The organism is Streptomyces sp. NBC_01478 (assembly GCF_036227225.1).
Classification (GTDB): domain Bacteria; phylum Actinomycetota; class Actinomycetes; order Streptomycetales; family Streptomycetaceae; genus Streptomyces.
Window position 1 is genome coordinate 629,140 of the sequence record NZ_CP109444.1, and the last position, 14,943, is coordinate 644,082.

Sequence of the window (14,943 nt, forward strand, 5' to 3'; positions counted from 1 at the left end):
GCCCTCGAGAGTGCGGACGCGCGCAGGGCACCGCCGAACGGGGAGGAGGCCCGGGTCAGATCACGCGGAAGAGGTCGGCGGCCGCGTGGACGTCGGTGAAGTCCTCGATGGAGCGCAGGTTGTCGCACAGGACGTCGAGGACCGAGTCGGCTTCGGCGACGCGCGGGGCGCCGATGGCCACGCCGAAGACGCGGAAGCCCAGCCGGTGCTTGGCCTCGCTCCAGCCGCGCATCCATGTCTCGGTGACGCCGCAGTCGTCGTCGGTCAGCATCACGATGTCGCCGCGGGTGCGGGTGGTGTCGTTGAACTCCGCCTCCAGCAGTTCGCCGGCCGCCGACAACGGGCGCTGGTAGCTGGTGCCGCCGCCGAGGAAGGTCTCCGCGAAGTCGAGGACCTGGGCGATGCCTGCGGGCCGGTCGGCCGGGAAGCGGAAGACCTGGAGCTTGTCGGCGGCGGAGAACAGGATGCCGACGAAGTCGCGCCCCGCGTGGCGGGCCTGGTCGAGGAGCGCCAGGGCGCACGCCTTGGCCCACGCCTCCCGGGTGACTCCGCCGGGCCCCGCTTCGTACATGGAGTGCGAGGTGTCGACGCACGCGATGACGGCGCCCCGGCCGGTGCTCTGCTCGCCCTGGTTGTCGTAGAGCATCAACTCACCGGCGGCGTAGCGCGCGGCGAACACCGCGCGCAGTGCGGGCAGGCCGAGGTTGGCCAGTTCGGAGGGGATGACGCGGGAGAGGTCGTCGCCCAGGGTGACGCCGACCAGTTCTCCGGTGGCGTTCTCGACCTTGCGGGCGCGCTCGCCGGCGGCCATCTGCCGGAAACGGCCGATCAGTTCGGCCCACTCGGCGAGCCGGCCGGTGCGCAGCCGCTCGGCGAGCCGGGCCCGCTGGTCGAACGGCATCCGCTCCAGTTCGCCGGGGCCGACTCCCCATGCCCGCATCAGCGCGCTCTCCTCCCGCGCGGCCCCGGCGGCCTTCGCCACCGCGTTCCGCGCGGCGGCACGGATACCGGGGGCCGCCGCCGTGAGGGCCTGCGCGGCGGCCCGGGCGGCCTGCCGTGCAGTGGCCTCGGCGGCGCCGACGGCCTCGATCGCCTGTTGTACGGCAACGGCGGCGAGGGACGGCACGGTGCCGTCCCCGCCGGCCTCTGCGGCAGCCTCCTGGAGCACCTCGCCCACGGCGGTCGCCGCGCCTTCGGCGGCCTGCCGGGCCTTCTTCGCCTGGACGGCCTGTTCCCGGGCATCCCGGGAGCGCTCCAGTATCCGGCGCAGCGCGGCGGCCTGGGCGAGTACGGCCATGGCGGCGGCGTAGGGGTCGCCGGCCGTCTCCCGGTGCAGTTCGGCGAACTCCGGTGAGTCCAGGAGCGCGGTGATGACCTGGTGATTGACCAGTCGGGAGGGGTCCATGTCCTCGCGCTCACGCACCTGCGGTCTGACCTTGTAGGCGGCCAGGAACGCGTCGGTCAGGAGGTCGGTGGTGTGGTCGTAGCGCTGGTTCAACTCCTCGGCCAGGTCCCGCAGTCCGGCCGACTGCCCATAGGTGTCCTGCCAGGTGAACCGGTCGAACCGGTCCGCGACCACGGCCGTGGTGTGCTGCTCGGACGCGGTGGCGGACCGGCCCAGCCAGCTCCCGGCCCGGCCTGCCAGCTCGTCGAGTGTGCTCGGTGTCCTGCTCCTGCCCATGGTCCTGATACCCCCCGGTGTTCAGAGCTGGGCCTGCACCATGCTCGCGTCCATGCCGAGGGCCTCGGTGAGAACGCGGGCGCGGACGGCGCGCTGGCGGCCGGCGACCCCGTCGATGGCCACGGTGGAGCGGCCGGCGCCCGCCGCCTCCTCGCGGAGCTTCTCCAACCGCTTCCCCGCCATGGCGAGCTGGTTGTGGGCCTTCTTGATGACCCACTCGCTCAGCGCCTCGCGGGACTGCCCTGCCATGGCGTCGAGCTGGGCCTCCAACTCGTCGATGGTGTCGGCCAGGTCGAGTGCCTCCTTGGCATCGGGGTTGACCAGGTGCAGCACCTCGCGCTCGACGGTGGGGCGTTCGGCGGGCGAGTTCCACAGCACGTGCGTCAGCACCGACAGGTCGGTCTCGGCGACCGCCGGGCGGCCGTCGAGGTACGCGGACGCCTGGAGCAGGCCCACCGCCTGCCGCCAGCGGCGGTCGGAGGCGACGAGTTCCCTGCGGCGCAGGGCGGCCCGCAGAGTGCACACCGCATCCACGATCACGTCGGGCACGTCCACGGCCGGGACACCCTCGGTCACGGCGTGCTGCAACGCGGCCAGCTCGACCGTGGTCCGCGTCGGGGCCGTCGGGCGGCTGACGGCGGAGCGGACCAGCGCGGCGAAGTTCGAGGGGTCTTCCAGGTACCCGACCTCGATCCGCACCAGCAGCCGGTCGTAGATCGCGGCCGTGTCGTCCCCGCTGGGCAGTTCGTTGCTCGCCGTGATGGCCCCGATCAGGGGGCAGCGGATCGGCTCGCCGCCGCTCTCGGGGTGATAGATCCGCTCGTTGAGAAAGCCCAGAGTCTCGTTCAGCGCTGCCGTGGAGCACTTGAAGATCTCGTCGATGAACGCGACATGCGCGGTCGTGGCACGGCCTTCGTACACCTGGCGGTACTCGCCCCGGGCCAGCGCCGCGACGTCGACGGGGCCGAACATCCTCGTCGGCGCGGTGAACTTCGAGAGGAGGATCTCCCAGTAGGACGCCCCCTCGAACCTGCCCGTGAGCTCCCGGGCCATCTCGGACTTCGCCGTTCCGGGCGGGCCGAGCAGCAGCGAGTGCTGTCCGGCCAACAACGTGACCACCAGCGTCCGCACCACGTCGGCCCGCTCGTAGAAGCGGTCCGACAACTCGTCGCCGATCGCCCGCAGCCTCATGGCCGTGTCCCGCACACCCGGCCCGCCCAGCTCTCCCATAGTCAACTCCTAGCCCGTGACGCCCTGTTGAGCTGACGAGACGCCCCTTCCTGCGAGACTACGACGAGGGCTTGTTCCTCGTGCGTCCCGACGGATACCTCGCACTGGCTACGTACGATCCGGCCGAGGTGACCAGTTGCCTGTCGTGGCAGAACACCGATGTCCTCAGCGCGCACCGCCGTGCGGATGGTCCTGGGACGCACGGAGACGCTCACCGGCAACAAGCACGTGGTGCTCGGAACTCAATTGGTCATCCGCCAGTCGGTGCAACGGCTGGATCGGTAAGAGCCTCGACATCTCCGGCCACAACGACGTCCAGTGCATCCGGGAGTTGTCACCGGCCAGAGCGCCTGCGGGGCACGCGCCCTGGGATACCGGTCAGCGGATTCGCAGGGCGGCGAGCGTGGCTTCGAGATCGGTCGCGCGGGGTCGGTTGTGGGGCAGTTTGCCCAGGACGCCTGCCATGCCGCATGTGTTGGTGAGCGCGGAGTAGACCAGGCCGCCCGCGATGGCGGCGGCGAGGAGCTGGAAGGCGGGGTGCACGAGCAGGCCGAGGAGGAGTCCCAGAAGCACCACCATGCCGGCGGTGAAGCGCACTTGGCGTTCCATGCTCCAGATGGCACGTGTGGCGGAGCAGGCGGTGGGGCGGTGCAGGTCGTGGCCGTCCGCGACCCAGGCGCCGGTGCCTCCGCCGAGGGTGGCGGTGGGGATGCCGTGTTCGGACAGCAGCCTGTGGGCGTTCTCGGAGCGGGGGCCGGAGGCGCACACGAGAAGGATGTCGCGGTGTTCGGCGGCGTGGCGTATCTCGGTCAGGGCGCGGCGGACGTGGTCCAGGGGGATGTTCAGGGCGCCGGGCAGATGGCCGGCCGCGTATTCGGCGGGTGTGCGCACGTCGATGACCGTGAGTTCGTGGAGCCGGGTGCGGGCCTGGGCGGTGGCGAGGGTGACGGGCGTGGGAGGGATGGTCACGGCAGGGATCCTTTGCTGTTCGCCGTCGTCCCGAACCGGGACGTACAGTACCCCTAGGGGTATTGATGGAGGAGTGGTCGTGGAGCTGGAGCTTGAGGGTGCGGACCTGAAGTCCGTGCTGAACCGTCTACGCCGTGCGCAGGGTCAGATCGCCGGTGTGATCCGGATGATCGAGGAGGGGCGCGACTGCGAGGACGTCATCACGCAGCTCGCCGCCGCTTCGCGCGCTCTGGACCGTGCCGGTTTCGCGATCATCGCGACCGGCATGCAGCAGTGCATGACCGACATCGAGTCCGGCCGCAAGAACGGTGAGGACGCCCAGCAGATGCGCGCCCGTCTGGAGAAGCTGTTTCTGTCCCTGGCGTAGGGCTCGCCCGGGACTGTCCACCGCTGCGCATCACATCGCCGCGTCGATCAGCATGACGGCGGCCACGGCCAGCAGGACCAGGCCGAAGATCCACTGCAGGGTGTGCCCGGAAACCTTCGCGGCCAGCCGCTTCCCGTCCCACGCACCGAGGATCGCGGCCCCGGCGAAGGGGCCGAGGACCGCCCAGTCCAGTCCGTCGGCCGTGCCCGCGCGCATCGTCAGCGCGGCCAGGGAGTTGACGGTGATGACCAGCAGGCTGGTGCCCACCGCGTTCCGCATCCGCAGGCCGAGCACGCTCACCAGCGCCGGTACGGCGAGGAAGCCGCCGCCGACACCGAGGACGCCGGTGACCGCGCCGAGCCCGGCACCCGCGGCCGCGGCCCGGCCTGGCCGTACCGGCGCGGGGGTGTCCGCCGGCGGGCGGCTTCGCAGCATGCGGAGTGCGGCCACGGCCGCCACCACCGAGAAGGCCGCCGTGAGTACGGCCGGCGGGACACGTCCGGCGAGTGCGCCGCCCAGCATCGCCGGGCCGATCCCGGCCGCCGCGAACAGCAGCCCCGTACGCCAGCGGACGTTCCCGTCGCGGGCGTGCGCGCACATGGCGGTGACCGAGGTGACGGCGACGATGACCAGGCTCGCGGTGGTGGCCGCGACCGGGGTGAAACCGAGCAGGTAGATCATGGCGGGGACGGCCAGCACGCTGCCGCCGCCCCCGAGCGCGCCGAGCGCGAGACCGATGACCGCGCCGGCGGCCAGGGCGAGTATGAGAGTGCTCACGCGACGGTGCCGTTCCCTCCGCACGCGTCCAGCACCGGCAGTCCCGCCCCGGCCCAGTCGAGCATGCCGCCGGTCACGTCCACGACCTCCGCGCCCCGGGCGGCCAGCAGTTCGGCCGCCTGCCGGGAGCGCTTGCCCGAGCGGCAGATCACGGCCAGGGGCCGCGCCTGTACCTCGGCGGGCAGCCCGGCTCCGGCGGCCAACGCCGACAGGGGCAGGTGAACGGCCCAGGGGGCGTGCCCCGCCTGCCATTCGTGGGGTTCACGGACATCCAGCAGTACGGCGTCGGCGTTCCCGTTCTTTCCGTGGCCGGTGCGCAGGGCCGCCTCTTGTACGTCGATCCGGCCCGGGCCGCCTGGGCCTCGTCGGACATTGCTCATCCCGGTTTCTCGCTTCTGTTTCCCGTGTCGGTTCGGAAGATCGGCACCACCGCTGCGGCGACCGGCGCCGTCAGGAGGTCCGCCGTACGGTGAGCCCGGCCCGATCGGCCGCGTCGAAGGAGTCGTCCACGGCGACGACCTCACGACCGGCCGCGTCCAGCAGGGAAGAGGCGATGGCGGCGCGCATCCCGCCCGCGCAGTGCACCCACACCTCACCGGCGGGGACCTCGTCGAGGCGGCGGTGCAGGGCGTGGACCGGGATGTGGACCGAGCCCTCGATGTATCCGCCGGCTCGTTCCGAGGCACGCCGGACGTCGAGCACCACGAGGCCCTCCGCCGGGTGGCGCCGGGCGAGATCGGCGAACGTGGCGCGCCGGAAGGAAGCGAGTTCCTCTCCTTCCCGGACCCAGCCGCCGGGTTCGCCGGTGGCCGCGGCGGCCGGGCGGTCCATGCCCACGCGCACCAGTTCGCGCTGGGCGGCGGCCAGTTGCCCGGGCGACTCGGCGAGCAGCGTGACCGGCTTCCCCCACGGGATGAGCCAGGCGAGATACGTGGCGAGCTGCCCCTCGGCCTCGAAGTTGAACGCACCGGGCACGTGTCCCGCGGCGAAGGCGACCCTGTTGCGCAGGTCCACCACCCACTCCCCCGCCGCCAGTCGCGCGGCGATCTCCGCCGCGTCCGCCACGGCGGGCGCGGTCAGGTCGAGCGGCTCCGGTCCGGCCGCGTTGGCCGGACCCATGTGCGTGTAGTACGCGGGAACGTCGTCCAGGCCGGCCAGCAGGGCGGCGACGAAGTCGTCCACGTCCCGGGTGAGGGCTTCGTTGGACGCCCTCTCCTTGCCTATGGTCGTGTCACCGCCCTCCGCCTGCGAGGACGAGCAGAAGCTGCCGAAGCCGTGGGTGGGCAACACGGCGGTGTCGTCGGGCAGTTCGGCGGCCAGCCGGTGCGCGGAGGCGTGCTGGGCGCGGGCGAGATGCCCGGTCAGCCTCGGTTCCACGAGATCGGGACGGCCGACGGTGCCGATCAGCAGCGAACCTCCCGTGAACACCACGACGGCCTCGCCGTTCTCCTCCAGCGCGTAGGCGGTGTGGTGCGGGGTGTGGCCGGGCGTGGCGAGCGCGCGCAGGGTCAGCCCGGCGGCGGTGTCGATCTCCGTACGGTCGCCGTCGCGCACCGGCACCCGGGCGAAGGAGACGCGGGCCCCGGCAGGAACGAGGTAGGCGGCACCGGTGAGCCGGGCCAGTTCCAGTCCGCCGCTGACGTAGTCGTTGTGCACGTGCGTCTCGACGACCTGCGCGATCCGCACGCCGCGCCGCGCCGCTGCCGCAATCACCCGGTCCACGTCACGGGGCGGGTCAACCGCCACCGCCGCCCGCTCACCGCCCGCCAGATAGCTCCGGTTGCCGAGCCCTGACACCTCGATCGTGTCAACGAAGAACACGAGGCACTCCCTTCCCAGTGCGAATTACCCCCCGGGGTATGTCTCCGACGGTAGCACGAGTACCCCGGGGGGTATTTTCGAGGACTGGGCAAGACCTCCGACACGCCTCAGGGGCTCCTCCCAAACAGCAGGACGCCCGTCCCCCGCCACCCGAACCGGCCCGAAGGGCCAGCACCGTGCGCCCCGACACCACCTGGGTTCGCATCCTCAATGCCTCGTCCCGGCCGGCATCGGCGCGATCGGGCTTCCCTGCGTCGTCACGCGGGTGGAGCGGGTCGGCCCGCGGTTCCGACCTTCACCCGCAGACATGGGCCCCTGCACCCGCCGAGCTGCGAGTGAATCCGTCCCGGAACATCTGCGGACCAAACGACGTCCCATTTGAACCACTTCCAATGGGGGCGTCCAACGCATCTGGCCAGAGCGTTTACCACTGGACTTGCTTGAGTGATGTCGGGCCGTCCTGCCCACCGTCGGCCCGCGCGCCGCGCGTGGTCTGAAGCCCTTGGTGGCCACGCCTCCGCATATCGCCACGACCGCCCTCGCCACCGGGGGCGAGCCGCTGTTGCCGCGAGGCATCAAGTCGGGCCGTCCGCCGGATCGGGCTCGCGATCATCGCCCTTGCTGACGCCCTCGACGACACCCTGGACTTCACCAGTTGCAGGGGGCGGGGCGCGCCCCGCCGAGGGCCAAGGACCGCTGACTCGCCATCACAAGCAGGTGTTCGTCGGCTCCCTGCGTGGTCGTCGCACGGGCGAGGGTAGGGGCTGATCCGCTTGCTTGGAGTGCACTGCAGGGCCATAGCGTCGAGACATCCGAACCGAACACCCGATGCATCGACGCATCAACCCGCACGACCAACGAGAAAGTCGGCAAGTGGTAGACAACCAATTCACAACGCACGCAGAACTTTTCGATCTGCGTGGAAAGCGCGCGCTCGTCACCGGTGGCACCAGAGGCATCGGGATGATGATCGCGCGCGGCCTTCTCCAGGCGGGCGTCCGCGTGGTCATCAGCTCACGCAGCGCAGAAGCGTGCGCTCAGGCGCAGGAACATCTGTCCACATTCGGTGAGGTGCGGGCCATCCCCGCCGACCTGTCACGCCACGACGAGTGTCGGCGACTGTCCGACCTCGTCACCGCCGACTCGGAGCGTCTCGACATCCTCGTCAACAACGCGGGTGCCCTGTGGGACGAGCCGCTGGCGACGTTCCCGGACGAGGCCTGGGACACGGTCGTCGACCTCAACCTGAAGTCGCCGTTCTGGCTGGTCCAGGCGCTGCTGCCCACACTTCGCAAGGCGGGCACCGCCGACGATCCCGCGCGGATCATCAACATCGGCAGCATCGCCGCCATCCACATCCCCCAGCGGCCCAACTACTCGTACTCCAGCAGCAAGGCCGCACTGCATCAACTCACCAGAGTGCTCGCCAAGGAACTGGGACCGCAGCACGTCACCGTGAACGCCGTGGCGCCGGGACCGTTCCCGTCGACGATGATGGCTGCAACCCTCGATGAGTTCGGCGAGGCGATCGCGGCGTCGGCCCCACTACGCCGGATCGGCCGCGACGACGACATGGCGGGTGTCACCGTGTTCCTCGCCAGCCGGGCAGGCGCATACCTGACAGGCGCCGTGATCCCCGTCGACGGCGGCATTGCCACAACCGCGTAGGCCGCCCAGTGCCTGTCGCGAAAGTTGATCTTGATCGTTGATGATCACGCCTGTGGGACGTGGGGATCTGACGAACGGCCAGCGGGCCCGACTTGAGCCGCTGTTGCCGCGAGGCATCAAGTCGGGCCGTCCGCCGGTATGGACGCGGCCGCATCTGATGGACGGCATACGGTGGCGGACCCGGACGGGTGCTCCCTGGCGTGAGGTGCCGGAACGCTACGGGCCGTGGGACCGGGTCCATGACCTGTTCCGGCGCTGGCAGCGCGATGGCACCTGGGCCCGGATCGTCACTCATCTGCAGGCCGAGTCGGAGGCCAAGGGCCTGATCACCTGGGACGTGAACGTCGACTCCACGGTCTGCCGGGCCCACCGGCACGCGGCTGGGGCAGCGAAAGGGGGATATCCAGAAGGAACCGCCCGGCGGGATCACCATCGAGCAGGGCCAGAAGCCGCCATTGGTGGTGATCACCGCCGGACAGGTAGGTGATTCGCCTCAGTTCGAGCCGGTCCTGGAAGCGATCCGGGCGCCCCGGCTCGGAGTCGGCAGGCCGCGCAAACGGCCGGACCGGGTCCGGGCCGACAGGCATGACAAGCTCGCGGTCCGCTACGAGGCGACCGTGCTGATCGCAGTCCTCAACGAGTGGCTGTGACCAGCACTTTCACAACAGACCCCAGACGTCATCCGCTTTCCGAACGTGACGGGTCGGTTCGGGCCGGGTGAGCATGAACTCTGATCGGCGGCGGGAGAGATGGGCGTGATACGTCCGCTCGTTTGGCTCGTGTGGACACTGGACCATCGCCTGCCGGGCAAGGTGAGCGGCTGCTCCCCGCGCCCACTGCGGTCGACCGGTGACCCCGTGGACCGGGACGCGGCCGAAGCAGAGAGTATGGGCTGGATTGTTGACTCCGACCCTGATAAATCAACTTGTCATGGCCATGAGCGCGATGGAACTGCACAGCATAAATCGCTGGGAGGCGTCCTTCCTCCGCGAAGAGGTGGACGGCTACTTCACCCACGGCATCGAGTGCACGCCAGGCGCGACGGTACTCGACGTGGGCGCCAACATCGGTGTGTTCTCGGCCGCCGTCTATGAACGGCTGGACGGAGACGTACGGATCTACGCCTTCGAGCCGCTGCCGCCACTCCACGCGACACTCGAGCTCAATGCTCGCGAGTTCTTCAACGGACGTCTGACCGCGCTCCCCTACGGCCTGGCGTCCCATGAGGCCGAGCTCGACTTCAGCTACATTCCGGCCGCCACGATCTTCTCGTCCTCCTCGCGGGATCAGGGGAACATCGAGGACGAGCGGCGCCGGGTCACCGCGAGCGTTGTCGAAATGATCCGCCAGGGCGGCTTGGGACCGGTCCTGCGCCGCATACCCGCCCCCATCCTCACTCTTCTCATCAGCCGCAAGCTGCGGGTGCTGCGGCGGCTCGAGACGCACCGGGTGAAGGTCAGGCCCCTGTCATCGGTGCTCGACGAGCAGGGTATCGACCACATCGACCTGCTCAAGGTCGATGTGGAAGGCGCCGAACTCGAGGTACTCAGAGGCATCGAGGAACGGCATTGGCCGCTGGTCCGCCAGGCCGTCGTCGAGGTGGAGCGCTGGCAGCACAACCGCGACACGGTCTGCGAGGTCCTCCTCACCCACGGCTTCACAGTCAGCACCGAGCAGGACTCGGTGCAGCGGGCCGGCGACATCGGCATGGTGTTCGCGGTCAGGACCTCACCACGCGCAGCGTCCGGCACTCGAGGCGGCATCAACGGCTGACACAGAGAGGTGGATCGGTCCTGATGGCCGGGTCCGGGGCGGGAGTTGGGCGTTCGGTCCGATGTGGGTCAGTCGCCGTGGCGGTCACAGGAGGCCGGCGAAGAACGCCGACACGAAGAAGAACAGACTCATGAAAACGCCCGCCGACCGCGGGCGGCGCGGCCAGGGCGCCGGTACGCGGCCGACCTTCGACGTACCACCAGTCGGACGGACCGTACGGAGGACGATTCCCGGCGCCCCTGAAGGCGTGGTGCACGACCGAGGTTGGGACGTACCGACACCACGATTACTCATTGGTGATCACTTGCCTACCGTGCGGCTAGTCCGGCTGGGCCGCGAACAGTTCCAGGTGTGAGCAAGTGGGGCAACGGAAGGCATCGATCTGCCAGTGCGGCCGGCCCATCCTCTTGGCATTGCCGAGGGGGCCTCGCTGAAGGGGGCCTGCGATCCACCGCGCGAACCCGCGGGCGCCTTGGCCGGAGTCCTCGACGAAGCCCGGTTCGAGTCCCACCGCGCCGCATTGGGTGCACCGTATGTTGTTCATCGAGGGAGTGTAGTGAGCGGCTGCGGGCGTTGGCAGTCAGGCGTACCGACCGGCTTGGTGGATGGGCTCGCAGACAGCGGCGTACGAAGCCGTCGAAGGACATGAGGACACAGTCGGGCGCCGACGCCAGTAGTCCCACACCGGCCGGTGTCACACTTCCTCGAGCACGGACACCTCCGGAGTCCGTCTCCACCTCGGCATAAGGCCGTGTCCTCCTTGGTGAGGCGGACGTACATAAGGCGGGGTGCATGGAGTTGCATTGTTGTGGACGGGCTGCGGGAGATCGCGAAGCCGTCGATCCCGCCGGCGAGAGTACGGCCGCAGGGCGGCGGCACGCCGGACACGCCTGATGAGAGGCTGTTCGCGGCCGGCATCTACGTCCTGGTCAGCGGCTGCTCCTGGCGCCAACTGCCGCCGTGCTTCGGCATATCGAAGTAGACCGCCCACCGTCGGTTCCTGATGTGATCCCGGGCCGGCGTCTGGGGCCGCCCACACGAAGCCGTCGTCACCACGCAGGACACGGTCCAAGAGGTCGAAGTCGGCGGCGTAGGCCACCCCGCACACCTCCCGGATCGATCAACCGAAAGTCAACGGGTCGCTAGATCACCGATTCAGCCACCCGGCCCCACCCGCAGCCGCTAATCTCTCCAGTCACTTGAAGTGAACGGGGGATTACCCATGGTGACTTTTGGCCGTGTGCCGGACTGCTCTGGGGGCCATCGCGGCCTGCCGGTGACCGACGCCGGGGTCCACCTTCAGGATCGGCTCGAGATCCTCATCGAGGATTTCCGCACGAGCGCCGATCCGCCGATGCCGGCATTCGTCCTGCACGCGCAGGACAGCGCTGACGACGGCGCGGTGGCCGAACTGGTCCAGCAACTGTATGAGGGTCAGGAAGCGCACAGCACGCGATGCGCAGTGGCGCAGAACGTCTACGACGGCGGCACGGAGGTCCGCCGGGCCGCGGCCATGGTGCGCGCGCTGAGCGACCCGAAGAAATGGGGTGACCCGAAAGCGGCCTACCGGCGGTACACGTTCCCACGGCTGCGGCTGGTGCACGCCATCGACGACGCGGTCGCGGAACTCGGCGACACCTGGCCCGCAACCGCCCCCGGCAGCCCCGAGGCCGGGCAGGACCAGCGGCAGCGGCTGCTCGACCAACTGGCCCGGCAGCGCTGGCGCCCGAAGGGCCGCGGGCGCTGGAGCCCGGGCCTGCAGTTGTCCGACATGGCGCACATCCTGCCGGCGAGCATCGTGGCCGGGCTCGCCGCGCTCCTCGCCCGCACCGACTGGTACATGGCGGTGGGTGCGGGCCTCGCCCTACTCGTTCTGCTGACGGTCTTCAGCTCCGTCCTGCCGGGGCGGGCACCGATCTTCCTGTGGCTGCGCCGGGAAAGCCGCTGGTTCCTGACCACGACCTTCCTACGGGCGGCGGACCGGGAGGACCCGACCGAGGTTTCGCTGCTGCGCCCCGTGCGGTCCTGGCGGGCGATCGCGGCCCGGGCGTACGACGTGGCCGAGGCGCTCAAGGCGGGCGGCGACTTCCATCTCCAACTGTGCGTGCTGGCCCTGCGGGAAGACCTGCGCGACAACCACCGCCGCTGGAGTTGGGACCTGCGTGGCTTCAAAAGGCCCCGCCCGCCCATGCTCTTCCTGCCTCACGCGGACGAGCACAACGGCGGAATCGAGCTGATCCGGGCGGTCAACGACGTACGCAACAGGCGCAGCGAGCTCGACCCCCTGGTCGTCGTCGCCGCGGTACACGCTCAGGACGTGCCGCGCATCGAGCGCGGTGCAGTCCGTACGACGCCTGCCCACGTGCTCTCTCAGCACAGGTTCAGCGACCAGTTGCGCACTTTGTACCGGGAGTGGGCTCGCAACCTTCGCGCCCGGCAGTCTCCCAGCGGCGAACGGGCCGTGCTGCCCTGGGTCATGAAGGTCCCGCTGCCGCACGACCAGCTCGGACCCGTCGAGGACCGGCACCGGCACCTCCGGGCGTCCCACCGGCCGCCCCTCGCCCGTCTGGTGTGGTCCCTGCACACACTGGTCCTGATTCTCGCCGTCGTGACCGCCGGCACCGCCATGCGGGCCCACACGCTGCACAAGCAGTACTGCTCGGCGGCGGTACTGACCGCCAACCGGGACACCCGGCGCCATGCGGCGTCGGACGGCAGCACGGAGTGCATCGGCGTCGCGACAGGCGACGTCCGCTTCGCCGACTGGCTGCCCAAGGCCGACCCGGGCGACGATCCCAAGCCACTCGTCGGCCGGAGCGAGACGCCATGGACCGTACAGCAGTTGGAAGGCCTCATCGCTCGGCAGAACGCGGACGTCCTCGCCGACCACGCCGACAACTACGTCACCGTGGTCTACGCCGGACCGCTCAGCCACGACCCCGACGGCTCCTCGCTCGTGAAGGGCGCCCAGGAACTCGCGGGTGTGTACCTGGCGCAGGCCGTCATCAACAAGGGCTCCAGCGTCAGGCTCCGCGTACTGGTCGCCAACGGCGGCCTCGACCTGGGCCGACAGGTCGAAATGGCGAACGCCATCGCCTCGTACGCCGCGCACGACCCGACCGTGGTCGGGGTCGTAGGCGCCGGCCGTGACCTGAAGTCGAGTCGGGAGACCACCCGCATCCTCATGAAGGCCGGCCTGCCGATCGTCTCCGGCACCAACTCCGCCACCTATCTGCCCCACGAGTACGCCAACTGGTTCAGTCTGGCCGCCCCGGACCAGTGGCAGGTACGGCAACTCGGCCTGATCGCAGCCCAGTTGCGCACGCAGGGCAAACAGCAGCACGCACTGGTGCTGGCACGGGACACGACGGAGACCCCGGACATGTACACCCAGGAGCAGGCACGCTACGGCCAGGCCATGCTCAAGGCCCACGGCTTCACCGTGCCGCCGAAGCCGCGCCTCTACAAACGCGACGGCGGCAGGCCCGAACTCCGCCGACACGCTCGTCAGATCTGCCAGAACGCCACCGTCCCATCCGTGATCTACTTCGCCGGCCGGGTCGAGGACCTCGATCCCCTCATGAACCAACTGAGCCGCGAACCCGGCTGCTCCGGAAAGCCCATCGCCATCCTCACCGGCGACGACCTCTCCAAGGCCGACTTCCTCCACGGCCGGAACCGAGTCGCACCCGAGGTCACCCTGTACCACGCGGCACTGGCCGAACTGGAGAAGGCGTCCGTCCAAACGGACTTCTACGCGGACGTCGCCCGGCACCTGCCGGGCGTCACGGGACAGCACCTGGCCCCCGACAGCCCCGCCCTGGCCAGCGGCCAGACCGCGCTGGCGCACGACGCGACACAGGCTCTCTACGATGCGGCCAGCCGGGACGACAAGCCCCAGAGTCGCGCCCTGACCTGGGTGAACCTGCGCACTGTCCGGATCCCGAACATGGCCACCGGCACGATCGACTTCACCACGGCCCCGCCGTACGGCGACCGCACGGGCCACAGCATCGTCCTCAAGAAGGTCCGCCGCAACGGCGACGGCATCGCCGAGCCCGACGTGCTGTGCAGCCGCGTCGCGGGTGACACGACCGCCCTCACGGAAACGGAGTGCGACATCAAGGACCCCAAGTGAGGCACGCGGGACTGTCGGGCAGCGCCGTCGGCTTGGTCTCTCTGACGCTCCTGGTCAACAGCCTCCACCGGCGACCTTGCCAAGGCTGTTCCGGGTGCGCCATTCATCGTGGGACCCGGACCGATCTCGGCAGATGATCTCCACGCTCGAGTGTGCTGTCAACCAACGGGCCGACGGTCCGGCTTCGCGGCCTTGGAGCATGTCGATCGGTGCGTGCGTCTCCACGTCGACCAGCAGTGTTCCGTAGACGTGTCCCTTCCGGGTCGCGAAGTCGTCGTCCCCCAGAACCCGCGGCGTGGCCGCGGGCGGGTCGGGCAACGCCATCACCAGCCGCAGCAGCACCGACCGGCCGACCGGAACCGACAACACGACGGAGAGAACGGCGCCCGCCCATCCAGCGAGCGCCACCCCGACCACCTCCGGCAAGCCTCCCAACAGCGGCGTCCGGCGTCCGTAGAAGAAGGTCAGCCCCTCGACCTATTCGGCGCATGTCACCCTGGCTCAGCCGGAGTTGTCACA

At 70.0% G+C, this 14,943-nt stretch carries 13 protein-coding genes and 1 pseudogene; 7 read left to right on the plus strand and 7 right to left on the minus strand.

Annotated features, from left to right (window positions below):
• Nucleotides 1-55: 55 nt before the first annotated feature.
• From OG223_RS02770 to OG223_RS02780, 3 genes are all read right to left on the minus strand, one after another.
• A complete protein-coding gene (locus OG223_RS02770) occupies nt 56-1,681 on the minus strand; it encodes a vWA domain-containing protein (RefSeq protein WP_329241761.1) in 1,626 nt (541 codons plus the stop codon).
• A 21-nt stretch (nt 1,682-1,702) separates the two neighbouring features.
• Nucleotides 1,703-2,911, minus strand: a complete 1,209-nt coding sequence (locus OG223_RS02775; protein WP_329241763.1) for an AAA family ATPase — start codon at nt 2,909-2,911, stop codon at nt 1,703-1,705.
• Between the two features lie 378 nt (nt 2,912-3,289).
• The gene (locus OG223_RS02780; protein ID WP_329241765.1) at nt 3,290-3,880 is read right to left on the minus strand and encodes a rhodanese-like domain-containing protein; all 591 of its coding nucleotides are present in this window, start codon (nt 3,878-3,880) and stop codon (nt 3,290-3,292) included.
• A gap of 79 nt (nt 3,881-3,959) precedes the next feature.
• On the opposite strand from OG223_RS02780, the gene OG223_RS02785 reads away from it, so the two are divergent.
• Entirely contained in the window at nt 3,960-4,247 is a 288-nt protein-coding gene (locus tag OG223_RS02785) for a metal-sensitive transcriptional regulator (RefSeq protein ID WP_329241767.1), read from the plus strand.
• 30 nt (nt 4,248-4,277) lie between these two features.
• Here the strand turns inward: OG223_RS02785 and OG223_RS02790 are convergent, their stop codons facing one another.
• The 3 genes from OG223_RS02790 to OG223_RS02800 all read right to left on the minus strand — a co-directional run bounded on the left by OG223_RS02790 (nt 4,278) and on the right by OG223_RS02800 (nt 6,845).
• Nucleotides 4,278-5,024, minus strand: coding sequence for a sulfite exporter TauE/SafE family protein (locus OG223_RS02790; protein ID WP_329241769.1), 747 nt, complete (start codon nt 5,022-5,024; stop codon nt 4,278-4,280).
• Nucleotides 5,021-5,404 (minus strand): rhodanese-like domain-containing protein, encoded by a 384-nt coding sequence (locus OG223_RS02795; RefSeq protein ID WP_329241773.1) that lies wholly within the window; start codon nt 5,402-5,404, stop codon nt 5,021-5,023. The genes OG223_RS02790 and OG223_RS02795 overlap by 4 nt, the downstream gene beginning before the upstream one ends.
• Nucleotides 5,405-5,474: 70 nt before the next feature.
• Entirely contained in the window at nt 5,475-6,845 is a 1,371-nt protein-coding gene (locus OG223_RS02800; RefSeq protein WP_329241776.1) for an MBL fold metallo-hydrolase, read from the minus strand.
• An 873-nt stretch (nt 6,846-7,718) separates the two neighbouring features.
• Here OG223_RS02800 and OG223_RS02805 point away from each other — a divergent pair.
• The 6 genes and pseudogenes from OG223_RS02805 to OG223_RS02835 all read left to right on the plus strand — a co-directional run bounded on the left by OG223_RS02805 (nt 7,719) and on the right by OG223_RS02835 (nt 14,424).
• Nucleotides 7,719-8,513, plus strand: coding sequence for an SDR family oxidoreductase (locus tag OG223_RS02805; protein WP_329265105.1), 795 nt, complete (start codon nt 7,719-7,721; stop codon nt 8,511-8,513).
• Nucleotides 8,514-8,553: 40 nt separating this feature from the next.
• On the plus strand, nt 8,554-9,000 hold the full coding sequence (locus OG223_RS02810; RefSeq protein ID WP_329241779.1) for a transposase: 447 nt from the start codon (nt 8,554-8,556) through the stop codon (nt 8,998-9,000).
• Entirely contained in the window at nt 8,972-9,163 is a 192-nt protein-coding gene (locus OG223_RS02815) for a hypothetical protein (RefSeq protein ID WP_329241782.1), read from the plus strand. The genes OG223_RS02810 and OG223_RS02815 overlap by 29 nt, the downstream gene beginning before the upstream one ends.
• Before the next feature lie 280 nt (nt 9,164-9,443).
• Entirely contained in the window at nt 9,444-10,286 is an 843-nt protein-coding gene (locus OG223_RS02820) for an FkbM family methyltransferase (protein WP_329241785.1), read from the plus strand.
• Between the two features lie 778 nt (nt 10,287-11,064).
• Nucleotides 11,065-11,370: pseudogene (locus OG223_RS02830) on the plus strand (transposase); the annotation flags it as partial.
• Nucleotides 11,371-11,508: 138 nt separating this feature from the next.
• Nucleotides 11,509-14,424, plus strand: coding sequence for an ABC transporter substrate-binding protein (locus OG223_RS02835; RefSeq protein WP_329241790.1), 2,916 nt, complete (start codon nt 11,509-11,511; stop codon nt 14,422-14,424).
• A 54-nt stretch (nt 14,425-14,478) separates the two neighbouring features.
• Here the strand turns inward: OG223_RS02835 and OG223_RS02840 are convergent, their stop codons facing one another.
• The gene (locus OG223_RS02840) at nt 14,479-14,850 is read right to left on the minus strand and encodes a hypothetical protein (RefSeq protein WP_329241793.1); all 372 of its coding nucleotides are present in this window, start codon (nt 14,848-14,850) and stop codon (nt 14,479-14,481) included.
• Nucleotides 14,851-14,943: the final 93 nt, after the last annotated feature.